The following is a 24190-nucleotide window of genomic DNA, read 5'->3' as shown; positions in this document are numbered from 1 at the left end:
TTCCATTGCGGCTTCAAACCGCCCAGACTGTCCGAGGTTCCTCGCCTAGGATCAGCCTTCAGAGGGTGCAGGCCCTCCCGTCAGCGGGATGGTGCCGGACCTGTTTCAAACAGGCAAAGCGTTGCCGAGCAGCTAAAAGGCGCGTGAAAGCGGGGAACCTGTCGGGGATCCGCCTCGCGCGCCCTGCGCCATTGACTGGACCGGGTATGCCGGGCGATGTCCGCCCTATGAGCACAGATCGCCTGACCTTCACCCGCGCGCCGATCCCCTTCGACCCGAAGGCCGGGGAGGAGGCCGAACGTACCTTCGCCGATATGGACCCGGAGGCGCGGGAGGTCCTTTCGGGGGCCGCCGGCTGCTCGCCCCACCTCCGCGGCCTGATGCGGAGCGAAGCGGACTGGCTGAGAACCGCGCTGGAGGATCCCGCCGCGGCGCGTGACGCGCTCGTGACGTCCCCCGCGGATGTGATGAGCCCGAAGGAGGCGAGCGACGTCCTGAGACGGGACAAGCGCCGCATCTCCCTTCTCGCCGGCGTCGCCGATCTCGGTGGAGCCTGGAGCCTCGAGGAGGTGACCGGCGCGCTGACCGCGTTCGCGGATCGCTCGGTGCAGGACGCTCTCGCCGCCACCCTCGCAGGCGACCTCTCCCGCGGCAAGCTGCCGGGACGGGGGGAGGAGGACCTGCCGACCCTCGCCGGGATGGTGGTGATCGCGATGGGGAAGATGGGTGCGGCGGAGCTGAACTACTCGTCGGACATCGACCTCGTCTGCCTGTTCGACCAATCGCTGTTCGACCCGAAGGATTATGCCGCGGCCCGCGCCGTCTACGTCAAGGCGGTGCGGAACGGCATGGCGCTGCTGTCGGACCGGACGCGCGGGGGCTATGTGTGGCGCACGGACCTGCGCCTGAGGCCGGATGCCTCCGTCACCCCGGTCTGTCTCTCCATCGAGGCGGCCGAGCGCTACTACGAGAGCGTCGGGCGGACATGGGAACGGGCGGCCCATATCAAGGCCCGCCCCTGTGCCGGCGCGATCGAGGCGGGTGAGGCCTACCTGTCCCGTCTCCGCCCGTTCGTGTGGCGCCGGCATCTCGACTTCGCCGCGATCCGGGACGCCCATGACATGCGCGTCGCCATCCGCGATCACAGGGGGCTGCACGATGCGGAGGGTCTCGACGGGCGCGACCTGAAGCTCGGGCCCGGCGGCATTCGGGAGATCGAGTTCTTCACGCAGACCCGGCAGCTTATCGCCGGAGGGCGTGACAGCACACTGCGCTCCCGCAAGACCCTGCCGGCCCTTGCCGCGCTGGCCTCCGCCGGCTGGATCGAGGACAAGGACGCCGCGGACCTCACGGATCATTATCGCCGCCTGCGGGAGCTGGAGCACCGCGTGCAGATGGTGGAGGACACCCGGACCCACTGCCTGCCGACCTCTGCGCCCGATTGGGACCGCATCGCGCGGATGTGCGGGGAGGGGGACACCTCGCGTTTCCGGGACGGGATCTCCGCGCTTCTTTCAGATGTCGCGACCCGCACCGATCCGTTCTTCGCGCCGGGCCTGACCGGCGATGCGCTGCCCGGGCCCGCCGATGCCGGCCAGGAGGAGCCCGAACTCATCGCCCGGTGGCGGACCTATCCCGCCATGCGCTCCTCCCGCGCCACCGAGATCTTCGAGCGGCTGAAGCCGGATCTGCTCGCGCGTCTCGGCCGGGCGGCTGATCCCGGCGAGGCCCTGCGCGCCTTCGACGGTTTTCTTCGCGGACTTCCGGCAGGGGTCCAGATCTTTTCCCTCTTCGAGGCGAACCCGCAGCTTCGGGAACTCATCGTCGACATTGCCGCCACGGCGCCTGCGCTCGCCGAATACCTGTCCCGCAATTCCGCCGTGTTCGATGCCGTTCTGGGCGGCACGTTCTTCGAGGCCTGGCCGGAGCAGGAAACGCTGCGCCGGGACTTGTCGGATCTTCTCGCCGCTGCGTCCGACCACGAGGACCGCCTCAACGCCGCCCGCCGATGGATGAAGGAGCGGCACTTTCGCATCGGTGTGCATCACTTGCGCGGCCTCATCGACGCGGACGAAGCGGGCCGTCTCTATGCCTCGCTTGCGGACGCCATTCTGGGCGCGCTCTTTCCCGTCGTGGTGGACGAGTTCGCCGAGCGTCACGGCAGCCCGCCGGGTCGGGGGGTGACCGTTCTGGCGATGGGCGCTCTGGGAGCCGGCTGGTTGACGGCGCGATCCGATCTCGACCTGATCGTGATCTACGATGCCGAGGGCGGCGAGATGTCGGAGGGCCGCCGGCCGCTGCCCGCGCGCACCTACTATGCCCGCCTGACCCAGGCGCTGATCACCGCATTGACCGCGCCGACCACCGAAGGCCGGCTCTACGAGGCCGACATGCGTCTGCGTCCCTCGGGGCGGCAGGGGCCGGTGGCGACCTCCCTCCAGGCCTTCGAAACCTACCAGCAGAGCGAAGCTTGGACATGGGAACACCTCGCCCTGACCCGTGCCCGCCCGGTGGCGAGCGCCGGGGAGGCAGAAGTCGCCGAGGGCGTCGCGGCGGTGCGGGACCGTGTGCTGGGCGACCCGCGTCCCAAGGCCGACGTGCTGGCGGAGCTTTCGAAGTTGCGCGCCCGGATCGGAGAAGCGAAGAGCCAGCGGTCCGCCCTGGACGTGAAACCGGGGCCGGGGGGGCTGCAGGACATCGAGCTCGCCGCTCAGGCCGCCGCCCTTATCTGCCCCGGCGCCGGGCCGCGGGACGCCGAGGGTCAACTGACCTCCGCCGAGGCCTGCGGCGCTCCGTTCGAGATCCCGCCGCTGCGCGATGCGCTTCGCCTTCAACGCAGGGTCCAGAGCGCCATCCGCCTCGTCAGCGGCGAACCGCCTGAGCCGGGAACGCTCGCCGCGGGTCCGGCCGAACTCCTCCTCAGGGGCACCGGGCACAAGAGCCTGGACGCTCTCGAAACCGCGCTTGCAGACGCCCGCACCCGCGCCGCCGCCGCAATCGACGCCGCGCTCGAAGGATATGATGATGCGTAAGACCGGAGACTGGGCCGACCCCAAGCGCCTGATCGCGGAAAGCTATCGGATCGATGGCATCACGACGGAGGAATGCCGGTCGATCTTCATGGACTGGGCGATTTCACTGCCCGCCGGCAGCGACCCCGCCACGGCCATCGAGGCGCTGCTGGAGCGTCACGCGGAGCCGGGTCATCCGATGACGGACGTGCTGCGCGAAGGACTGGCCGCGCCGCAGAGGACGGGCCGTCGCGGCGGCCCGGCTGCACGCCGCCGGCCCTGACGCAGGCGAGAAGAGGTCTGCTCCGCCCGCCCGGCGTCGGAGCAGCGCCCTACTGCGCGCTCAGAGAGACGCGGCCTCCCGCGCGATGGCCTCGATCCCGGCCCAGTCGCCGGATGTGAGCTTGTCCTTCGGCGCGACCCAGCTTCCGCCGACGCAGACGACGTTCGGCAGGGAGAGGTACTCCGCCGCATTCTGCACGCTCACCCCGCCCGTGGGGCAGAACCGCATTTGCGGCAGCGGGGAGGAGAACGCCTTCAGGGCCGGGGCCCCGCCTGACGTTCCGGCCGGGAAGAACTTCGCCATGGTGTAGCCGCGGTCCAGCAGGCGCATGATCTCGGAGGCCGTGACGACGCCGGGCAGGATCGGCAGATCGTTCGCCTCCGCCGCGTCCAGCACCGTTTCAGTCGCGCCGGGGGAGACCCCGAAACGTGCCCCGGCCTTCTTTGCGGCTTCCACGTCGCGCGCGGTCAGGAGCGTGCCGGCCCCGACGACGCCACCCTCGACGTCTGACATCTCCCGGATCGCATCGAGCGCCGCCGGCGTCCTGAGCGTCACCTCGAGCGCCGGCAGGCCGCCCGCGACGAGGGCCTTCGCCAGATCCTTGGCCTGTCCGGCATCCTCGATCACGAGGACCGGCACGACGGGCGCGCGGCTGCAAAGGGCGAACGTGTGCTGGCTGATCTCTTCGGGCGTCATGGAAGGTCTCCGACTGTCTGGCCCGCTGCGGCCGTTCTTGCCTCCGGCGGGGGTATTTTAAGAAAGTTGAAACTGGAATCATGGTGAATGGGACCTGCGGTACAGGCTGTGGAGCCGATGACCGCGAAAGGTGAACGCACCTGCTCACGTCCTGAGACGTGACGAGGGGGCCGCTTCGAACGGGCGGCGCGCGCCTTCACCTTTGGGTAGGTCGCCCCGCCGGAGGCACCGGTCGGGGCGCGCCCCGGACCTACGCACCCAACGCCAGAGGGTTCCGCGGCACCACGGCCGGGTGCCCCGCTGGCGGGTCCTGGCTGGCGGACCGCCATCCGCGCGCAGTCCCGCCCCGGGCCTCACAGCAGGGCGCTCGCGCCCTCGGTGGACGGGCCGGCCTGGCGGCGGAAGGTCTCGAACAGTTCCCGCCCGAGGCCGAACCGGTTGCCGGACAGATCCGGCGTGACTGGCTCGCGCGCGTCGAAGCCGTCCTCGAGAACCGAGATCGATCCCGCGACCGCATCGACGCGCACCCTGTCACCGGTCCTGAGCTTGGCGATCGGGCCACCGGAGGCGCCTTCGGGCGAGAGGTGGATCGCCGCCGGCACTTTTCCGGACGCGCCGGACATCCGTCCGTCCGTGACGAGGGCGACCTTGAGGCCACGATCCTGCAGCACCGCCAGGACGGGCGTGAGGTTGTGCAGCTCGGGCATGCCATTCGCCTGAGGGCCTTGGAAGCGCACGACGACGATGGTGTCCTCGGTGAATTCGCCGTTGCGGAACGCCTCCTTCACTTCGGCCTGGTCGTGGAAGATGCGGGCCTTTGCCTCGATCACGTGGCGCTCCGGCGCGACGGCGGAGACCTTCATCACGGCGCGGCCGAGATTGCCCTCGAGTTGCCGCAGCCCGCCGGTCTTCTGGAAGGGATCGGCAGAGGGGCGCAAGATCTTCTCGTTCTGGCTCGAGCCTGCGCCATCTTCCCAGACCAGCTCCCCGTCCTTCAGCTTGGGTTCCTGCGTGTAGGAGCCGAGCCCGTCGCCGTGGACCGTGAGCGTGTCCTCGTGCAGCAGGCCCTCTTTCAGCAGATCGCCGATCATGAAGCCGAGACCGCCGGCCGCGTGGAAGTGGTTCACGTCCGCGAGGCCGTTGGGATAGACCTTCGCCATCATCGGCACGACCGCCGAGATGTCCGCGAAGTCCTCGATGTCGATGTGAATGCCGGCCGCCTTCGCCATCGCGGGGATGTGCAGGATGAGGTTGGTGGAGCCGCCCGTGGCCATCAGCCCGACGATCCCGTTCACGAAGGCGCGCTCATCGAGGATCTCGCCTGCGGGGCGATATTCGTTGCCCTGCCGGGTGATCTCCAGCGCTCGCTTTGCGCCAGCGGCGGTCAGGGCGTCGCGCAGGGGGGTGCCTGGATTCACGAAGGAGGCGCCCGGCAGGTGCAGCCCCATGAACTCCATCAGCATCTGGTTGGAATTTGCGGTGCCGTAGAAGGTGCAGGTGCCGGGGCCGTGATAGCTCTTCATCTCGGCGTCCATCAGCGCGTCCCGGCCGACTTCGCCGGCGGCGAATTGCTGGCGGACCTTGGCCTTCTCGTCGTTCGGCAGACCCGACAGCATCGGGCCGGCCGGCAGGAAGACGGCCGGGATATGGCCGAAGGCCCCGGCGGCGATGATGAGGCCGGGGACGATCTTGTCGCAGACGCCAAGGAAAACCGCGGCATCGTAGCAATTGTGCGAGAGGGAGACGGCGGCGGCCAGAGCGATCACATCGCGGGAAAAGAGCGACAGCTCCATCCCGGTCTGCCCCTGCGTGACGCCATCGCACATGGCCGGAACGCCGCCGGCGACCTGCGCCGTCCCGCCGGCGTCACGGGCGGCGGCGCGGATCAGCTCGGGGAAGCGCTCGAACGGCTGATGCGCCGAAAGCATGTCATTGTAGGCGGTGACGATGCCGAGGTTCGGGACGTGGCCCCCGGCGAGGCGGTCCTTGTCCTCGCCCATGGCGGCATAAGCATGGGCCTGGTTGCCGCAGGTCAGGTGCGCGCGGGCGACGCCCTGGTCCGCCGCGGCATGGAGCCGGGCGAGATAGTCCGGCCGGCTGTCGCGGCTGCGCTCCCGGATGCGGTCGGTGACACGGGCGATGGTCTCGTCGAGGGGCATTGCGGCTCTCCCTGCGGGCTGTCGACGACGGACACTTAGCCAGTTAGCGGTAACGGTGCAATCGTCACTCCGGCCGGCGAGGCCGGATCCTGATCGAAACCTTGAACGGGGCTGCACGGATTGCCGCGGCGCCCGGTTTTGTTCGGTACGGGCGGATCCCGGCACCCTGGCCGCAGGGGCGCCCGGGAGTGCCTGCAGGCCATCATTCGATGCCTGACGCCGACGACTGCAGGATTTGCAGTCAGGAAAGCCGCCCGCCGTGCTATCTTGCCCTTGGGAAGAGGGAGACTAGGATGCGCGGACCCGTCAGACATGCGGCCTTGCGGACGATCCCCCTGATTGCGGTTGCCGGTCTTGTCATCGCGTCTTTCGCCCGCAAACCGGCGACGGAAGGCCGTCCCGTGCTCACGTCACCCGCGCCGTGGTCCGTCGGCACATATCGCTGAGGCTGCGTTCCCCCACTTCCCCGCGCGCGCGGCAGGTAGTAAGGCGCCCGCATGACATCGCCCGATAGCTCTCAAGACGACGCCACCGATCGCTCCGGCGCCCGCCCGACGATCCGCCTTCGCCCCAACACCGACGCGCGCGCCATCCGCCGCGGGATCCCGTGGGTCTTCTCGGACCAGATCGTGTCCGACCGGCGGACACGCGCGCTTGCGCCGGGCGCCATCGCGCGGCTCGAGGATGCCGGGCGCCAGCCCATCGGCACGGTCGCCGCGACCACCGGCTCGCGCATCGTCGCGCGCCTTCTGGACGCCGACCCCGAGGCGGAGATCGACCGGGACTGGCTGAAGAAGCGTCTGGTCGCCGCGCTCGACATGCGGGAACGCCTCTTCGATGCACCCTATTACCGGCTGGTCCACGCAGAGGCGGACGGCATGCCGGGCGTGGTCATCGACCGCTTCGGCGAAATTGCCGTCATCCAGCCGAACGCGGCATGGGCCGAGGCGCGGGTGGGCGAGATCGCCGAGATCCTGACCGAGGTGGCGGGGCTTCGCGCGATCTACAAGAACGCGTCGGGACGGGCGCGTGGGCTCGAGGGGCTGGACGATGTCTCGTCCATGCTGATCGGCCAGGCGCCGGACGGGCCGCTTCCCGTTCCGATGAACGGCGCGACGTATCTTGCGGACCTGACCGGCGGACAGAAGACCGGCCTGTTCTACGACCAGCGCCCGAACCATGCCTTCTGCGCGCGGCTTGCCGGGCAGGGCGGGCGCGTGCTCGACGTGTTCGCCCATGTCGGCGGTTTCGCCCTGGCGGCCCTCGCGGCGGGGGCGGGCAGCGCTGTCGCGGTGGACGGGTCGGCACCGGCGCTTGAGCTGGCGATGGGCGGCGCAGAGGCGTCCGGCGTCGCGGATCGTTTCGAGACGCGCCGCGAGGATGCGTTCGACGCGATGCAGGCGATGGGCGAGGCGGGCGAGCTTTTCGACCTCGTGGTCTGCGATCCACCTGCCTTCGCGCCCTCCAAGCCGGCCCTCGAAGCGGGCCTGCGGGCCTACGAGCGGGTCGCGCGGCTGTCGGCGCCGCTGGTGGAGCCCGGCGGATACCTGACCCTCTGTTCCTGCTCCCATGCCGCGGATCTGACCAAGTTCCGCTCCGCCTGCCTGCGGGGGATCGGCCGGGCGGGGCGGCAGGCGCAGCTGGTTCATACCGGCGGGGCCGGGCCCGATCACCCGCTGCACCCCTATCTCGCAGAAAGCGGCTATCTCAAGGCACTGGTCTTCCGGCTCCTGCCGTGACCCGCGCTCTCCTCGACGCCTGCGTCCTCTATCCCGCCGTGATGCGGGAGGTTCTCGTCTCGGCCGCGAAGCGGGGGCTCTACAGACCCCTGTGGTCCGCGCGGCTCCTTGAGGAATGGGCGCGGGCGGCGGCGAAGCGTGGCGCCGGCGAGGAAGCGATCGCACGGGGGGACGTGGCCCTTCTGCGCGCAGCTTTCCCGGCCGCAGAAGTTCCGCCTGCACCGGGCATCGAGCAGCGGCTCTGGCTGCCGGATCCCGCGGATGTCCACGTCCTTGCCGTTGCCATCGCCAGCGGCGCCGACCTTGTGGTGACGATGAATGCCAAGGACTTCCCGCGCCACACATTGCGCGAGGAAGGGCTGGACCGGATCGACCCGGATGCGTTCCTGATGGACCTGTGGCTGAAGGATGCGGCCGGGATGGAGGCGGCGGTCGCGGATGTCGTCCACCGGGCCGCGCGGATGGACGACGCGCCGCGCGATGCCCGGACGCTCCTGAAGAAGGCCCGGCTGCCGCGGCTCGCCAAGGCGATCGGTTAATCGTTCGGAAGCCAGCGCGCCTCCCGCGCCTCGATGGCCGCGACGCGCTCTGCGGTCTTCGGGTGGGACAAGAGCCACGCGGGCTGCGATCCCGATCCGGAGCCGGTCAGTTTCTCGAGCTTGGCGAAGAGGGATTTCTGCGGGCCGGTTCCGATCCCCGATTTTACCAGCAGCGCCGAGGCGTAGGCGTCGGCCTCGTGCTCGTCCTGACGCGAAAGCTTCGCGGCCAGAAGCGAGGTCAGGGCGCTGGCAATGGCCCAGCCGAGGCCCGGCAGGAAACGGTTGAGGATGCCGCCTAGTGTCATGCGGATCGCGTTCTGCCCGGAAAAGTCGATCATCCGGCGCCGCGAATGTCCCAAGGCGACGTGGCCGAGTTCGTGGGCGATGACGCTGGCCATCTCCTCCGCCGTGACCTTGCCGTTGCGGTACTGGTCGAAGAAGCCACGTGTGATGAAGATCCGGCCGTCCGGCGCGGCGAGGCCGTTCACCGGCGCGATCTCGTAGATGTTGACCCGGATCCTGTCGAGATCGAGCGCCTTTGCCATGCGATCCGTCAGCTCCTTGAGCTTCCGGTCCGCGAGCTCCGTGGATTTCTCGTCGAGCTCCTTCTTCGTCCGCCAGACCGAGAACCGGTACATGACGAGCCCGTAGGCAAGGAGCAGTAGGAGCGGGGTAAGCTTCAACATCGCGCTGAATATGGGCTGCCGCTTGGGAGCGGGCAAGCGTGGAGGGATGCCGGGCGGATCAACTCGGCTTCATACCGCGGGCCTCTCCGGCGTCATCTTCCGAACAGGCTGTATCCCAGAAGGCCCACGCGCTCCCTCAGCCCGATCCGGAGAAGTTCCATCGAGCTTGCCAGGTCCCATCCCACCCTCGTCGTCGCCCCGGCGCGGAAGTCGACCGGATAGGGCACCACGGCAGGCCAGCCCGCCGCCTCGAAGCTGTTCACCGCGCGGCGCATGTGGAACGCGGAGGTCACGAGAAGCCACGTCTCTCCCTCCTGCGGATCCACGACCTTGCGGGACAGGCGGGCATTCTCGGCGGTGTTGCGGGAGGCGCCCTCGAGGATCAGCCGCTCTTCGGACAGGCCGAGGGACAGCAGCAGATCCCGTGCCGCGTCCGCCTCCGAGCCGCCGCGCCCGAAGAGATCGCCGCTGCCGCCGGTGAAGAGCACCCGCGCCTCGGGGAACCGCCGGGAGAGGGCGACGGCAGCGGTGATGCGGTCTGCCGCCTCGTTCAGCTCGGGGCGCCCGGCCACGCGGGACGCATCGAGATCGATCCCGCCGCCGAGCACGACGATGCCGTCCACTTCCGAAATTCGGGGCTCCTGCGGATACATGTGCTCCAGTGGCCGGACGAGCGCCGCGCCGAGGGGCAACACCGCCAGAAGCACGATAGCAGAGAACAGGATCGAGGAGGACCAGATCGCCAGCCCCCGCCGCTCCAGCGCCGTTCCGAGGACGGCAAGAAAGGCCAGCCCGGCCAGCCATGTCGTGGGCGCGACGAGAAAGCCGGCGATCTTTGCGGCAATGAAGAACAGCGTATCCATGGGCGGGACCTTTGCATCCGGCCGGGCGCGGTCAAGAGTGCCGCTGCGGCGCGGGGACCATGACGGTGGCCTTCACCTCGGCGTGGGGGCTATGGGCGCCGGCCCGCTCTTGTCCTAGAAGGGACGCAACGCGAAAGACAACGAGGCCACTTGCATGACCCTTCCCCTGACTGCCCCGATCCGAGCCACCTGCGCCGCTGCGCTTCTAGCGTTTCCCCTCGCAGGGCCGGCAAATGCGCAAGAGGACCTGACGGAGGATCGCGTGCGCGAGCTGGTTCTCGAGACGATCCGGCAGAACCCGCAGATCGTCATGGAAGCGGTCGCGATCCTCGAGGCGCGGCAGTCCGCTGAGCAGGCCGAGCAGTCGCGGAATGCCCTCTCCGTCCAGCGCGAGGCGCTCGAAAGCGTCGAGAATGCGCCGGTCATCGGCAATCCGGACGGGGACGTCACGATCGTCGAATTCTTCGACTACAACTGTCCCTATTGCCGCCGCGCGACGGCGGAGGTGAATGCGCTCCTCGAGGAGGATGACGACGTGCGTGTTGTCCTGCGCGAATGGCCGATCCTGAGCGAGGGCTCGGTCTTCGCCGCCCGCGCCGCGCTCGCCGCCCGCGAGCAGGGGCTCTACGAGGCGTTCCACAACGCGCTGATGACCATGGCCGGACGTGCCGAGGAGCCGACCGTTATGCGCGTGGCGGAGGAGGTCGGGCTCGATACCGATCAGCTGAGGGCGGACATGGACGCCCCCGAGGTGGACGCGCATATCCAGCAAAGCCTCGACCTTGCCCAGTCCATCGGCTTCTCCGGCACCCCCTCCTTCGTCATCGGCGAGGAAATGGCGCCGGGCTTCGTGGAGCGCGCTGCCCTCGCCGAGATGGTGGAAGCCGCCCGCGAGGCCGACGGTCAGTGATGGAACCCTCCGGTGGCGGGAAGGCGTTTGGAAGAATGCCCGCCCAATACCGGAGGTTCTGAATGCCCGGAGATACCGCAAAGCGCGCTGTCCTCTACAGGATGGTGATGCCCGATCACCTCTGCCCCTTTGGCCTGAAGTCGAAGGCGTTGCTGGAGCATGAGGGATACGAGGTCGAGGACCATCACCTCACCACCCGCGAGGAGACCGACGCCTTCCAGGCCGAACATGGCGTTGAGACCACGCCGCAGACCTTCATCGACGGGAAGCGGATCGGCGGCCACGATGACCTGCGCCGGGAGTTCGGGAAGGACGTGGCGGAGGACAAGGAGACCTCCTATCGTCCCGTGCTGACGATCTTCGCGGTCGCGGCGCTGATGGCTCTGGCGGTGAGCTACGCGGCCTACGGCACGATCTTCACCTTGCGCGCGCTCGAATGGGTCATCTCGATTTCGATGACCTTCCTCGCCATTCAGAAACTGCAGGACGTCGAGAGCTTCTCCACGATGTTCCTGAACTACGACCTGCTGGCCCGCCGGTGGGTCCGGTACGGTTACCTCTATCCCTATGGCGAGGCGCTGGCCGGTCTTCTCATGATCGCCGGTGCGCTGACGTGGATCTCCGCCCCCATCGCGCTTTTCATCGGGACGATCGGTGCCGTTTCCGTGGTCAAGGCCGTCTACATCGACAAGCGGGAGCTAAAATGCGCCTGCGTTGGCGGCAACAGCAACGTCCCGCTCGGGTTTATCTCCCTCACCGAGAACGTGATGATGGTCCTCATGGGCCTCTGGATGCCGCTGCGGATGTGGGTGCTCGGCTAGGGGCGAGAGGGCCTTGCGTCCAGCGGGCCGGGCAAGTCCTGCTCGGAAGCGGCGTAGGGCAGGCGGTGGCGTTTCCGGGCATTGAGCACCGCGACGCGCGCGGCACCGGGGCGGGCGTATTCCGCGATATCCGCGGCCGCCCTTCGCAGGTCCTGCGGACGCGTCACGGCATGGCGCGCCACCAGCACCACGGCGTCCGCCAGCGGGGCCATGTACCGCGCATCGACCACAGGAAGGAGCGGCGGCGAGTCGAGGATCAGCACATCCACCCAGCTCCGCGCCTCCTCCACCATGCGTTCGAACAGATCCGAGGCGACGAGCTTGTCCGTGGCAATGCCGCTCCGGCCGGCCCCGAGGATCATGCCGGCATCGGTCATGGGGTCGTCGACGTAGTACTGGTCCAGCATGTCCGAGCCGGTCTCATCGGTCAGGAACGCGACGAGGGAGGAGAAGCTCCGGATGCCGAGCTTGTCGTGGATGGTGGGCGCGCGCAGATCGCCGTCGATCAGCATGGCGCGCTTTCCGGCCTCGGCGTAGGTGCGCGCAAGCGCCAGCGCGATGGTGGATTTGCCCTCGCCGGCATCGCCGGAGGCGAGAAGGACGACCATCCCCTGCTTCTCCGGCCGTGTCTCCAGGTGCCAGGATCGATCGAGCGCCGCGCGCAGCTTGCGCAGGCCCTCCGCGTAGGGCGAGAGCGGAGCGCGCACGACCATGTCGGCTGGTGAGAGCATCTCGTGCCCCGAGAGGTGGGGCAGGGTGGTCGGCACCGGACTGGCGGCGAGACGGGCCAGCTGGTCCTCCGACGTGATGCCGCCGAAATGGTACTCGGACGCAAAGGCGATCCCCGAGCCCACGGCGAGAGACGCCGCCACGGCAAGCGCGAGAACCATCGTGCGGTCAGGGGCGCTCGGCGCTGCGGGGGGCATTGCCCTGGAGACGATCCGCGCATCGGCAAGCTGCAGCGTGACGTCCACCTCGAGGTCCCTCAGCCGCGACATGAGGGACTGGTGCTGGGCGCGCGCGATCGCCGCGTTCTGCTGCAGAAGGAGGATCCGGCTCGACACGGACGAGGGCAGCGCGCCGGAGGACAGCTTCGCGTCCAGTATCGCCTCTGACATGTCCTCGCCGGCGCTCCGCACCACGAACCTGTCCAGCGCGGCTTCGGACGAGGCGACGGCGTCCTGCGCGGCCTTCATCTGGGCGCCGAGCACGTCCCGCGCCGTCTGGACGCGCGCCACCTTCGCGGCGACCTGCCGTTCGAGATAGGTCTCGGCATAGGCATTAGCGATTCGGGCCGCCTCGGCAGGGCTGTTTGCCGTGGCCGTGATCGCGATGAGATGGGTCAGGCCGCGGCGGGTGATCCGCCGGGATGACAGGATGTCCTCTATCGCGGCGCGATCCGTAACCGTGCCTTCGAGGCGATCCCGAGCAGGGGCAGCTACGCCCGGAGACTCGCTCGTGAGCCCGGCGCGGCGGGCGGCGGCGAGGGCCATTGCCTCCGAGCGGAGGATCTCGACCTCGCTTTCCACCCGTGCATTCTCGGACCCCGTGGTCACCGGCGCGTCATCCAGCACGTCGCTGCCGGCGGGATCGACGATGAGAAGGCTGGTCGCCCTGTATTCCGGCTCCGCCAGGAGGAGGTAAAGCACAGCGAGGCAGACCCCCGCCGCGAGCGTCGCTGCGATGAGGCGCGCCTGACGAACGAGGATCCCAAGCCCCGCCTGCAACGTCAGTTCCGTGTCCTGCATCGCCCTTCCATGCCCTGCGGATGCGCCTGTGCGACGCGTGCCGACCACCCTTCCGGGTCAAACGTTAAAATTCTCGTAACGGGCCTGGTTCGGGACGCGGGAGGGGGGCGCCATCCACCCGCGTCCGTCGGGCGGCGCAAACCAGTTTAACGAATACCCTCCCCCCCGGGGGGAGGGGGGAACCGTCCCGCTGTAGAGGTCTTGTCGCTTCGACTGCCGCACAGGACGTTCGGAGATCACCCTTACAATGCACGTGATGCACATCGCCCTCGGGGGCTGCCTGAAGGCGCCGCCCGTGGAATATGGCCGGACCGCAGATACCGGCGGCCATATCGCCTATGTGCTGGGCGCGGCCCTTGCCGGGGCGGCCCGGCCGGGGGCGCGCTCGACGGTGATCACTCGCGCCATCGATGCCCCCGCGCTGGGCGCGATCTATGCTCGGCCGCGTGAGGTCCTCGGGACGCGGGCGGAGATCGTCCGGCTGAGAACCGCACATCGCGGCTATCTCACGAAGGAGGCGCTGGAGGCGGAGATCCCGTCCTTCACCAAGGCTCTCCTTTCGTATCTGGAGGTCTCCCCGAGGCCGGACGTGATCCACGCGCATTTTGCCGACGCCGCCGAGGCCGCCCTGGCGGCGCGGGAGCGGTTCGGCATTCCGGTGATCTACACCGCCCATTCCCTCGCTGCGGACAAGCGCGTCGCGACGGGTTCCGCACAAGGGCTGGACGGCCGGCTGGCGCGCGAGGCGCGTGCCATTGCAGAGGCGGACGCGGTGATCGTTTCCTCGCGGGACGAGGCGGAGCGGCAGATCGGGCTCTATCCCGGTGCGCGGCATGGCCGGGTCCACCGGGTCATGCCGGGCATCGTGCCGAACGAGGCGGGGGCCGGTGAGATCGCCCGCGCTCGCGCGCTTCTCGCGCCGCATCTGAGGGACATGGAGAAACCCCTCATTCTCGCCATCGCCCGGCCCGTCGCGAAGAAGAACCTGCCCGAGCTCATAGAGATCTACGCACGTACGCCGGGCCTCCGGGACATCGCCAATCTCGCCATCCTTGCGGGCCAGCGGGACGGCCCCGAGGACGGGCCCGAGGAGCAGCGCTCGGTGATCGGAGGGCTCATTGCGTCGGTGGAGCGACATGGTCTTGGCGGCCTTGTCGCCCTTCCAGAGCGCCACGACCCGGCGGATGTGCCGGGCCTCTATGCGCTAGCGGCGTCGAGCGGCGGGATCTTTGTCAATCCGGCCGTCACCGAGCCTTTTGGCCTTACGATCCTTGAGGCCGCCGCGGCGGGGCTCCCCGTTGTCGCCACGAGCCACGGCGGTCCGCGCGATATCGTCGAGCTGCTCGGCCATGGCCGCATCGCCGATCCGCGCGACAGGGCAGCGTTCGGCGGCGCGATGCTGGAGCTGCTCGAGGACAGCGCAGGCCGGGCCGAGGCCGCCGGGAGGGGACGGCGCCGCTCCGCGCGCTGGAGCTGGGCACATTACGCCGAACGCCATGCCGCGATCTGTGACGGCCTTCTGCGCGCGCCCCCGCCGCGCCCGACGCCCACGGCGATGCTGATGAGCGATATCGACAACACGCTGACCGGCAGCCTGCCTGCCGCGACGCGCTTCACTGACTGGGCGGGCCGCCGCGGCTCCACGCTCTTTGCCGTCGCCACCGGCCGTTCGCTCAGCGAAGCGCGGTTCGTGCTGGCCTCGTGGCGCCTCCCCGAGCCCGACGTCTTCGTCACCTCCGTCGGCTCCGAGATCTGGCTGCGGGATGCGAGCGGAACGCCGGTCCTGTCCTCCGGCTTTGCCGCGTCGATCGCGGAGGGGTGGGAGCCGGAGGCCATCGAGGCAGCGCTGTCGGACCTGCCGAGTCTCGTGCCTCAACCCGCCATCGAGGCCCGGGCCTGGAAGCGCAGCTATTTCGCGGAGCGAGGCGTGGTGAGCGATGTGCGCCGGCGACTGGCCGCGCGCGGCCTTCCGGCCCATGTCGTCCACTCCCACGGGAGGCTTCTCGATATCCTTCCGGAACGGGCCGGCAAGGGTGCGGCGCTCCGCTGGGTCAGGGAGCATTTCGACATTCCGGAGCTCCTCTGCATCGCTGCCGGAGATTCGGGGAACGATCTGTGTCTCCTCGGCGCGGCGCGCTGCGGCATTGTCGTGGCGAACCACTCCGACGAGTTGAACGCGCTTCCGCCCCGTGACGAGCTCTTCCGCGCGGGACGCCCCTACGCGGATGGCGTCCTCGAAGGGCTGGCGCGGTTCGGGCAGGTGGCGCCATGAAGCCGATCGGAATCTTCGTGCATCATCAGGGCAGGGGCCATGCGGAGCGGATCACCGCCCTCGTGCGCGCTCTGCCCGGCCCCCGCCCCGTCACCATCTTCTGCGCGCGGGACGACATCTTCGGCCCTCTGCCGGACACCGCTCAGATCAGATTGATCCCGTCGCTGTTCCAGGCGTCGGGCGACGCCGTGCCGCCGGCGCTCAATGCCGTCCGTGTGCCGGACACGCTCCATTGCGCGCCGCTCGGCTGGCCCGGCATCAGGACCGCGACGGCGGCCATCACGTCCTGGTTCGCAGAGGCGGATCCCGCTCTCTTCGTCACCGATGTCTCCGCGGAACTCGCGCAACTGGCGCGCATATGCTCGGTGCCGCATGTTGCGGTGCTGCAGCACGGGGATCGCAGCGATCCCGGCCATATGGCGGCCTATGAAGGCGCCGCTGGACTTCTCGCGCCGTTCCACGAGGATCTGGCGCAGCCCTTCTGGCCGGACTGGATGCGCGCCAGGACCTTCCACGCGCCCGGCATCGGCGTTCCGGATGCGGCGCCGACACGCGAGGTTGCGCGCGCCCGGCTCGGGATCGGCGCGGAGCGCCTGACGCTGGTCCTGTCGGGCGGCGGCGGCTCCGGCGCGCCCCTGGCCCCGATCGCGGTGGGCGCGCGGAGCAATCCCGGCGCGCGATGGGTCACGCTCGGCCGGATCGCGCCGGAGTGGCATGCGAGCGAGCCGCCGAACCTCGAACACATGGGGTGGGTCGAGACGGCGCCCGACTGGATTGCGGCAGCGGATCTCGTCATCTCCTCGGCCGGAAACACGACGTGTCACCAGGTCCTTCGCAGCGGCGTGCCCTGGATCGTCATCCCCGAATGGCGGTATTTCGACGAGCAGCGGGAGAAGGGCGCGGCGCTCGCGCGTGCCGGCGCCGCGCATGTCCTGGCCGACTGGCCGTCCTCGGCTCAGGCGTGGATGGCAGCCCTGACCGCCTCCCGCGAGACACATGATCCGGCCGCTCAGACGCGCCTCGTGCAGGACGGGGCGGACAAGCTGGCCGGGCTCTGGCTTCATGATCTCGCAGAGCGGCTCTGGGCGCCGGCAGACGCGCCCACCGCCACTCCCATTCCAGCCCAATGATCGGAGCTTCCATGTCAGGCGTATCCGTCCTCACCATCGCCCGCGGTCGCGACGCGGCCCTTGCCAATGTCGTCCGCGGTCTCTGCCGCCAGACGGTGTTGCCGGACGAGCTGGTGATCGCACGGATGCAGGATGCGCCCTACGAGCTGCCGGATGCGCCGTTCCCGATCCGGCAAATTCACGTTTCGGGAGAGGAGCTTCCGCTGTCCAATGCACGTAATGCCGCCGCCCGGGCTGCGACGCGGGACAGTCTCGTCTTCCTCGACGCCGACTGCATCCCGGCTCCTGATCTCGTCAGGGAATATCGTTCCGGTATAGAGGCTTGGAGCGGGATCCTCATGGGAGAGGTCATGTATCTTCCATCGGGCGCGCTTGACGGCGGTATCGACTACGCGGCGTTCGCTGCTGCCTCCGAAAAGCACTCGGACCGCCGCGGCCCGCCCGAGGACGGCATAGATATCTGCAACGATTACAGGTGCTTCTGGTCCCTGAACTTCGGGCTCTCGCGAGCGGCTTTCGAGTTGATCGGCGGCTTCGACGAGCGCTATAGCGGCTATGGCGGCGAGGATACGGATTTCGGCAAGACCGCCGTCGTGGCGGGCCTACCGATCGGCTGGCTGAAGGGCGGACGGGTCTATCACCAGTACCATGCCCACCACATGCCGCCGATCCATCACCTGCACGCCGTGGTTCGCAACGCTCTGAAGTTCGAGGAGAAATGGGGGTACCGCACCATGGGCCACTGGCTCTACGCGTTCGGTCTCATGGGCCTTCTGGACGAAGACGAGAGCGGCGCCCTGCGGATCCTCCGCGAGCCCAACGACGCGGACAGGGCCCTGAGTTCGCAATCCGAGGGGATGCCCTACGTCAACACCGCCCGCGTCATCCGGGCGCTTCAGGCGATGAAGGAAACGGCATCGCCCCGGATTGCCGCGGAGTAGGGCTCAGCCCATCCGCTCCCGCAAGCCGAGAAGCTGTTCGCAAATCGGGATAAGACGGTCCGCCGGGATGCGGCCGGGTTCGAGGTAGCGAAGGCCCTCGGCGAGCGTCATGTCCCGCGCGGGCAACGGTTCGATGACAGGTCCATGATCCGGGCCGGCATCGACGGACTCCCCGGGAGCGGCGGCAAAGAGCGAACCATCGTCCGGCGCGTCCGATGAGGGCGGCCCAGCCTGCTCAGCGACCCATGCCGAGGGGATATCGGTCTCCGTCATGACCTCAGCGCCGTCGGCCCCGTCAGCCTCGTCGCGAGCAGGCTCCGGGGGCAGCCCATCGAGCGCCTCGAGGTCCGCCAGTTCCTCCGGTCCGGGGGCGTCGTCGGGCTCGGCATCCGGATCGGGGTGCGTCTGTTCCATGAGTGGTATGGGCCGCGCTCCGGCGTTGTCCGAGGCGTGGATCGTCGCGGCGCCGGGGGATGCGGCCGGTCCGGGATCGTTTGCCGGCACCTGCGCCGCGGGCGCGCTGCTTCCGCCGGTCGCCGCGGTGGGCTTGCGCGAGGCGCGACGGGATTTGCCCAGGGATGGCGCCTCGATCGGGCGAGAGCGGGCGGAGACGGCCTTGACGCCCTCTTCCTTCAGCAGCCGCTGCACGGCCTTCACGGTCATGCCCTCCTCGTAGAGAAGCTGACGAATCCCGTCGAGGAGTTCCATGTCCGAGCGGCGGTAATAGCGTCGGCCGCCGGCGCGCTTGGTCGGCCGGATCTGGGTGAACTGACTTTCCCAATAGCGCATGACGTGGCTGGCGACGCCAAGCCACTCGGCCACCTCTGAGATGTTGCGGAACGCGTCCGGCGATTTGGCAGACATCGCCGGGGCCTTAAGACTTCTTACCGGCCGCCACCCGCTCCTTCATCAGGTGCGACGGGCGGAAGGTCAGGACGCGGCGGGGCAGGATCGGAACCTCCTCGCCGGTCTTGGGATTGCGGCCGACGCGGGCGGCCTTGTCCCGGATCGAGAAGGTGCCGAAGGAGCTGATCTTGACCTGCTCCCCCTCGGCGAGCGCATCCGAGATGTGCCCGAGGACACTCTCGACGAGCTGAGCGGATTCGTTGCGGGACAAACCGACTTCCCTGAAGACGGCCTCGCTGAGGTCCATCCGAGTCAATGTCTTGGTCATCTTAAATAGCATCCCCCTGGATTGGGAAAAGCGTAGGCGAAGTTTCTCGAAGCGTCAATTCAGTCGTCAATTACAGGGGCTTGCGAGGCGGAGCGTTGCGAGACGGCGCCCGGGGTGATTCCGGGGCGCCGAAGCGGTGCGCCGCTGGAGGGCGATGACCCCGCCGCGCGGCTCGTATAAGGGCGAGGGCATGACCATGCGCACCGACATCCAGCCCGCCGGGGGGCACACCCGGTGGGGCCTCGTCCTCGCCCTTTTTCTTACCGGGCTGCTGGCTGCCGGACAGTTCGCCAAGGTCGCCCTGACCATCGACACCGCCCATGAGGTCTGGCCCGGGGCGGGGCGTGGCGTCGCCATGGCGATCTCCGTGGTCGGCATCGTCGGCATCCTGTTCGGCGTCATGGCGGGCGGGCTCGTGGCGCGGATCGGCGCAAGGCGCGCTCTGGTCGGGGCAATGGCATTCGGCGGGGCGGTGTCGCTCCTGCAGGCGCTGTTGCCGCCATTTGCGCTGTTCCTGCTGAGCCGGGTCCTCGAAGGGGCCTCTCATCTCGTGATCGTCGTCGCGGCGCCCACGCTGATGGCCGCAGCCGCCTCCGAAGGGATGCGGCCGGTGGTGATGGGGATCTGGGGGACGTTCTTCGGCGTCGGCTTCGCGCTGACCGCGGCGATCGTGCCGGGTCTGATCGGCGCAGGCGGACTGCCGCTTCTCTTCGCGCTGCACGGGGCGGGGCTCCTCGCGATGGCGGCGGTCCTCTGGCCGCTGCTGCCGCGGAGCGGGCGGGGCGCGCCGGTGTCCCTAACGAATTACGTCGCGCAGCACCGGCTGACCTACAGCGACGCGCGACGCCGGGCGCCGGCCATCGGCTTCGTCTGCTATACGGCGAGCTACATCTCCCTCGTTACCTTTCTCGCGCCGCGGATCGGCGGCGCGGCGACCGCTGTCCTGCCGCTCGTGTCGCTTGTCGGCACGCTTGCCGCCGGCGTGATGTGCAGACGGGCACCGCCGGCGCGTGTGGCAACGATCGGCTACGGCGCGTCGGCCGCTGCGCTTCTCGTGCTTCTCGCCGTGCCGGAAGAGGCGCGGTTCGCGGTCGCGATCGTCCAGTTCATCTGCCTCGGTCTCGTGCCCGGCGCCTCGTTCGCCGATATCGCGGCGCTGAACGCGGCCGGGCCGGACCGGGCGCGGGCGACGGGCGCGATCGCGCAGTTCGGCAACATCGGCACGACGCTCGGCCCGCCGATCTTCTCCCTTTTCGCCGCGAGCATCGGGGGGATCTGCGGGCTCGCGGCCGCGCTCTCGGTCATCGGCATGATCGCGGTGCGCGCGGCTCATCGCGGGATCGGGCCACTTCCAGCCGCCGCGCCGGAGGCCGAGGCGCGGCACGCGCAGGACTAGCTGCAAGACGTTAACCTTGCTGTAAGGTTTCGACGGACGTCTCCTTTACCCGCTGTTAAGACTTCGCGGGGGCGACAGCGTTACGGACTTATTGACATGACCGGCATATTCAGCGCGCGGGCGATCCGTGCGACCGTTCTTCTATGCGCCATTCTGAGCGGAGCGGGGGCGGCGGAGGCCCAGGACCAGACATGGGCGGGTCCCTATCTCGGCGTGCAGGCCGGCGGGGCCGAGGCGGGTGGTCTCGAGTTCGACGGTATCGTCGAGCCGGTCATGGAGAGCATGCTGCGCCGCCGGACGGGGCCGGGAGCGCTGCAATTTCCGGCGCTTCTGGCCGGCGCCGAGATGTCAGGGCCCGAGATCGAGAACCGCTCCCCGATCTACGGGATCCACGCGGGGTGGGATTGGCAGGCGGGGGCGGTCGTCTGGGGAGTCGAACTGGCCGTCACCCGGACCGAGACGCGCATCTCGATCGGCGAGGACGGCCTGGAGTTGGATTACGCGGCGCGGCTGATGGGGCGACTTGGCTACGATGCGGGAGACGCGCTGGTCTATGTCGCGGCTGGCCCGGCGCGGGCAAAGTTCAGCGCCTACGGGGACATGATGGACGCAGCCTTCACGGATGACAGCTTTACCGCCACCGGCCTCGCACTCGCCGCCGGCACGGAAGTGCGTCTCCGCCGGGGGTGGACGCTGGGCGGAGAAGTGGTGCGCCATTCCTACGACGACTGGGACATGGCGGACGTCAGCGCCGAGCTCACGACCTTCTCGCTCAAGCTGACGCACAGGTTCTGAGGCACCTTTTCGTGAAAGAGGTGGCCCGCGACCTTTCGCCCGATACCGAACTTCGTTAAAAAACCGTCTGAAGTTCTCCAAATGTTCTGGCCTGCGGCTGGCGTGCTCCTATGCTGTGCCTATCTGGAGACTGACTGGATCCTCGGGGGTAGGCGATGGCAGAGATGAAATCGATCGAGGTGCGCGGCGCACGCGAGCACAACCTCAAGAACATCGACGTCGACATTCCGCGCGACCAGCTCGTGGTGATCACGGGGCTCTCGGGGTCCGGCAAGTCCTCGTTGGCATTCGATACGATCTACGCCGAAGGCCAGAGGCGCTACGTCGAATCGCTCTCGGCCTACGCTCGGCAGTTCCTCGACATGATGGAGAAGCCGGACGTCGACCATATCTCCGGCCTCTCTCCGGCGATCTCCATCGAGCAGAAGACCACATCGAAGAACCCGCGCTCCACGGTCGGCACGGTGACCGAGATCTACGATTACATGCGGCTGCTCTTCGCCCGCGCCGGGACGCCCTACAGCCCCGCCACCGGCCTGCCCATCGAGGCGCAGCAGGTGCAGGACATGGTCGATGCGGTGATGAAGATGGAGGAGGGGACGCGCGGCTACCTCCTCGCGCCGATGATCCGGGATCGCAAGGGCGAGTATCGCAAGGAGTTCCTCGAGCTGCGCAAGCAGGGCTTCCAGCGGGTCAAGGTCGATGGTGAGTTCCACGAGCTGGACGATCCGCCGAAGCTGGACAAGAAGTTTCGCCACGATATCGACGTGGTCGTCGACCGGATCGTTGTCCGCGAGGGTCTGGAGACGCGGCTCGCGGACAGCTTCCGCACCGCGCTCGACCTCGCCGACGGCATCGCCGTGCTGGAGACGGCGCCGCGGGAGGGCGACCCCGAGCGGATCACCTTCTCCGAGAACTTCGCCTGTCCGGTGTCCGGCTTCACCATCCCCGAAATCGAGCCGCGGCTCTTCTCCTTCAACGCGCCGTTCGGCGCCTGTCCCGATTGCGACGGCCTCGGCGTGGAGCTCTTCTTCGACGAGCGGCTCGTGGTTCCGGATGCGGCGCTGTCGCTGAAGGAGGGCGCCATCGCGCCGTGGCGCAAGGGCAAGTCCCCTTACTTCACGCAGACCATCGAGGCGATCGCGAAACACTACGGCTTCGATCCGAAGACGCCCTGGAAGGATCTGTCAGAGGACGTCCAGCAGGTCATCCTGCGCGGCTCCGGCAAGGAGGAGATCCTGTTCCGCTACGACGAGGGCGGACGGGTGTACCAGGTGTCGCGGCCCTTCGAAGGCGTGATCCGCAATATCGAGCGGCGCTACAAGGAAACCGATTCCAGCTGGGTGCGCGAGGAATTCGAGCGCTATCAGAACAACCGGCCCTGCGGCACCTGCGACGGCTACCGCCTGCGTCCCGAAGCCCTCGCGGTGAAGATCGCTGGCCTGCATGTCGGCCAGGTTGTGCAGATGTCCATCCGGCAGGCGGCGGACTGGTGCGAGACCGTGCCCGGGAGCCTGTCCCCGCAGAAGAACGAGATCGCCCGCGCCATCCTGAAGGAGATCCGCGAGAGGCTTGGCTTCCTCAACAATGTCGGCCTCGAATACCTGACCCTCTCCCGCAACGCCGGTACGCTCTCCGGCGGCGAGAGCCAGCGGATCCGTCTCGCCTCGCAGATCGGCTCCGGCCTGACGGGGGTGCTCTACGTTCTCGACGAGCCGTCCATCGGCCTGCACCAGCGGGACAACGACCGTCTCCTGACCACGCTCAAGAACCTGCGGGACCAGGGCAACACGGTGATCGTCGTCGAGCACGACGAGGAGGCGATCCGCGAAGCCGACTATGTCTTCGACATCGGCCCCGGCGCCGGCGTTCACGGCGGCCAGGTCGTCGCGCATGGCACGCCGGCCGAGATCACCGACGATCCGAAGAGCGTCACCGGCGATTACCTCGCCGGGCGGCGCGAGATCGCCGTGCCGGCGGAGCGTCGCAAGGGGAAGGGCAAGGGCAAGGCGATCCGCGTGGTCAAGGCCAGCGGCAACAACCTGAAGGACGTCACTGTCGATTTCCCGCTCGGCAAGTTCGTCTGCGTCTCGGGCGTCTCCGGTGGCGGCAAGTCGACGCTGACCATCGAGACACTCTTCAAGACGGCCTCCATGAAACTCAACGGAGCCCGGCAGACGCCGGCGCCTTGCGAGACGATCAAGGGGCTGGAGCATCTCGACAAGGTCATCGACATCGACCAGCGGCCCATTGGCCGGACGCCGCGCTCGAACCCGGCGACCTATACCGGAGCGTTCACACCGATCCGCGACTGGTTCGCGGGTCTGCCCGAGGCGAAGGCGCGGGGCTACAAGCCTGGCCGCTTCTCTTTCAACGTGAAGGGCGGGCGCTGCGAGGCGTGCCAAGGTGACGGCGTCATCAAGATCGAGATGCACTTCCTGCCCGACGTCTACGTCACCTGCGAGACCTGCAACGGGGCCCGCTACAATCGCGAAACCCTGGAAATCCAGTTCAAGGGCAAGAGCATAGCTGACGTTCTCGACATGACGGTCGAGGATGCGCAGGAGTTCTTCCGGGCCGTCCCGTCGATCCGGGAGAAGATGGACGCGCTGATGCGCGTGGGCCTCGGTTACATCAAGGTCGGCCAGCAGGCGACGACCCTGTCGGGCGGCGAGGCGCAGCGGGTCAAGCTCTCCAAGGAGCTGGCCAAGCGCTCCACCGGCCGCACGCTCTACATTCTCGACGAGCCGACAACGGGCCTGCATTTCGAGGACGTGAAGAAGCTCCTCGAGGTGCTCCACGAGCTGGTGGATCAGGGCAATACGGTCGTCGTGATCGAGCACAACCTCGATGTCATCAAGACGGCCGACTGGATCGTGGATATCGGTCCGGAGGGCGGCGACGGCGGCGGACAGGTCGTTGCGACCGGAACGCCAGAGGCCGTGGCGAAGGTCGAAGCGAGCCATACCGGCCATTACCTCGCGCCCATGCTGGTTCCCCGGAAGGTGGCGGCGGAGTAGATCCGCC

19 protein-coding genes are annotated in these 24190 nt (G+C 68.6%); 12 read left to right on the top strand and 7 right to left on the bottom strand.

Features of this window, described 5'->3' with window-relative positions; all coding sequences use genetic code 11:
* Positions 1–227: 227 nt before the first annotated feature.
* Positions 228–3032: a bifunctional [glutamine synthetase] adenylyltransferase/[glutamine synthetase]-adenylyl-L-tyrosine phosphorylase gene (locus DQG15_RS06820; RefSeq protein ID WP_116083917.1), complete on the top strand. Its 2805-nt coding sequence runs from the start codon at positions 228–230 to the stop codon at positions 3030–3032.
* Positions 3025–3294 (top strand): hypothetical protein, encoded by a 270-nt coding sequence (locus tag DQG15_RS06815; RefSeq protein WP_116083916.1) that lies wholly within the window; start codon positions 3025–3027, stop codon positions 3292–3294. Before DQG15_RS06820 ends, DQG15_RS06815 begins: the two co-directional genes overlap by 8 nt.
* A gap of 60 nt (positions 3295–3354) precedes the next feature.
* Here the strand turns inward: DQG15_RS06815 and eda are convergent, their stop codons facing one another.
* Both eda and edd read right to left on the bottom strand, forming a co-directional pair.
* Complete coding sequence (gene eda, locus DQG15_RS06810) at positions 3355–3990, bottom strand: bifunctional 4-hydroxy-2-oxoglutarate aldolase/2-dehydro-3-deoxy-phosphogluconate aldolase (protein ID WP_116083914.1); 636 nt, start codon at positions 3988–3990, stop codon at positions 3355–3357.
* Between the two features lie 353 nt (positions 3991–4343).
* The gene (gene edd / locus DQG15_RS06805) at positions 4344–6149 is read right to left on the bottom strand and encodes a phosphogluconate dehydratase (RefSeq protein WP_116083913.1); all 1806 of its coding nucleotides are present in this window, start codon (positions 6147–6149) and stop codon (positions 4344–4346) included.
* Positions 6150–6646: 497 nt separating this feature from the next.
* Here edd and DQG15_RS06800 point away from each other — a divergent pair, with 497 nt between their 5' ends.
* Together DQG15_RS06800 and DQG15_RS06795 are read left to right on the top strand one after the other, a co-directional pair.
* Complete coding sequence (locus DQG15_RS06800) at positions 6647–7888, top strand: RSP_2647 family RNA methyltransferase (protein WP_116083911.1); 1242 nt, start codon at positions 6647–6649, stop codon at positions 7886–7888.
* Positions 7889–7929: 41 nt separating this feature from the next.
* Positions 7930–8427, top strand: a complete 498-nt coding sequence (locus DQG15_RS06795; RefSeq protein ID WP_116084679.1) for an RSP_2648 family PIN domain-containing protein — start codon at positions 7930–7932, stop codon at positions 8425–8427.
* On the opposite strand, the gene DQG15_RS06790 is transcribed toward DQG15_RS06795, so the two are convergent.
* Both DQG15_RS06790 and DQG15_RS06785 read right to left on the bottom strand, forming a co-directional pair.
* Complete coding sequence (locus DQG15_RS06790; protein WP_116083910.1) at positions 8424–9113, bottom strand: M48 family metallopeptidase; 690 nt, start codon at positions 9111–9113, stop codon at positions 8424–8426. The two genes, DQG15_RS06795 and DQG15_RS06790, sit on opposite strands and share 4 nt — an antisense overlap.
* Before the next feature lie 92 nt (positions 9114–9205).
* A complete protein-coding gene (locus DQG15_RS06785; protein WP_116083908.1) occupies positions 9206–9976 on the bottom strand; it encodes a YdcF family protein in 771 nt (256 codons plus the stop codon).
* Positions 9977–10130: 154 nt separating this feature from the next.
* On the opposite strand from DQG15_RS06785, the gene DQG15_RS06780 reads away from it, so the two are divergent.
* Together DQG15_RS06780 and DQG15_RS06775 are read left to right on the top strand one after the other, a co-directional pair.
* The gene (locus DQG15_RS06780) at positions 10131–10886 is read left to right on the top strand and encodes a DsbA family protein (RefSeq protein ID WP_116083906.1); all 756 of its coding nucleotides are present in this window, start codon (positions 10131–10133) and stop codon (positions 10884–10886) included.
* A 62-nt stretch (positions 10887–10948) separates the two neighbouring features.
* On the top strand, positions 10949–11707 hold the full coding sequence (locus tag DQG15_RS06775) for a MauE/DoxX family redox-associated membrane protein (RefSeq protein ID WP_116083904.1): 759 nt from the start codon (positions 10949–10951) through the stop codon (positions 11705–11707).
* Here the strand turns inward: DQG15_RS06775 and DQG15_RS06770 are convergent.
* Positions 11704–13455, bottom strand: a complete 1752-nt coding sequence (locus DQG15_RS06770; protein WP_116083902.1) for a tyrosine-protein kinase domain-containing protein — start codon at positions 13453–13455, stop codon at positions 11704–11706. The two genes, DQG15_RS06775 and DQG15_RS06770, sit on opposite strands and share 4 nt — an antisense overlap.
* Positions 13456–13702: 247 nt before the next feature.
* On the opposite strand from DQG15_RS06770, the gene DQG15_RS06765 reads away from it, so the two are divergent.
* Genes DQG15_RS06765 through DQG15_RS06755 form a run of 3 tightly spaced genes read left to right on the top strand, consistent with a single transcriptional unit; the run spans position 13703 to position 17798 of the window.
* A complete protein-coding gene (locus DQG15_RS06765) occupies positions 13703–15727 on the top strand; it encodes an HAD-IIB family hydrolase (RefSeq protein ID WP_116083900.1) in 2025 nt (674 codons plus the stop codon).
* Entirely contained in the window at positions 15724–16857 is a 1134-nt protein-coding gene (locus DQG15_RS06760) for a glycosyltransferase (protein WP_116083898.1), read from the top strand. The genes DQG15_RS06765 and DQG15_RS06760 overlap by 4 nt, the downstream gene beginning before the upstream one ends.
* An 11-nt stretch (positions 16858–16868) precedes the next feature.
* The gene (locus DQG15_RS06755) at positions 16869–17798 is read left to right on the top strand and encodes a galactosyltransferase-related protein (protein ID WP_116083897.1); all 930 of its coding nucleotides are present in this window, start codon (positions 16869–16871) and stop codon (positions 17796–17798) included.
* A 3-nt stretch (positions 17799–17801) separates the two neighbouring features.
* Here DQG15_RS06755 and DQG15_RS18385 read toward each other — a convergent pair whose 3' ends face one another.
* Together DQG15_RS18385 and ihfA are read right to left on the bottom strand one after the other, a co-directional pair.
* Positions 17802–18662, bottom strand: coding sequence for a MerR family transcriptional regulator (locus DQG15_RS18385; protein WP_198665104.1), 861 nt, complete (start codon positions 18660–18662; stop codon positions 17802–17804).
* 10 nt (positions 18663–18672) lie between these two features.
* Entirely contained in the window at positions 18673–18972 is a 300-nt protein-coding gene (gene ihfA, locus DQG15_RS06745) for an integration host factor subunit alpha (RefSeq protein ID WP_116083895.1), read from the bottom strand.
* A gap of 190 nt (positions 18973–19162) precedes the next feature.
* Between ihfA and DQG15_RS06740 the strand changes: the two genes are divergently transcribed.
* The 3 genes from DQG15_RS06740 to uvrA all read left to right on the top strand — a co-directional run bounded on the left by DQG15_RS06740 (position 19163) and on the right by uvrA (position 24183).
* The gene (locus DQG15_RS06740) at positions 19163–20368 is read left to right on the top strand and encodes an MFS transporter (RefSeq protein ID WP_157968928.1); all 1206 of its coding nucleotides are present in this window, start codon (positions 19163–19165) and stop codon (positions 20366–20368) included.
* A gap of 96 nt (positions 20369–20464) precedes the next feature.
* Complete coding sequence (locus tag DQG15_RS06735) at positions 20465–21163, top strand: outer membrane protein (protein ID WP_116083892.1); 699 nt, start codon at positions 20465–20467, stop codon at positions 21161–21163.
* Positions 21164–21318: 155 nt separating this feature from the next.
* Positions 21319–24183 (top strand): excinuclease ABC subunit UvrA, encoded by a 2865-nt coding sequence (uvrA, locus tag DQG15_RS06730; RefSeq protein ID WP_116083890.1) that lies wholly within the window; start codon positions 21319–21321, stop codon positions 24181–24183.
* Positions 24184–24190: the final 7 nt, after the last annotated feature.

This window comes from Tropicimonas sp. IMCC34011 (assembly GCF_003390865.1).
Lineage (GTDB): Bacteria > Pseudomonadota > Alphaproteobacteria > Rhodobacterales > Rhodobacteraceae > Tropicimonas_B.
The sequence above is the reverse complement of the archived record's forward strand: the minus strand, read 5'-3'. Positions and strand labels throughout refer to the sequence as shown.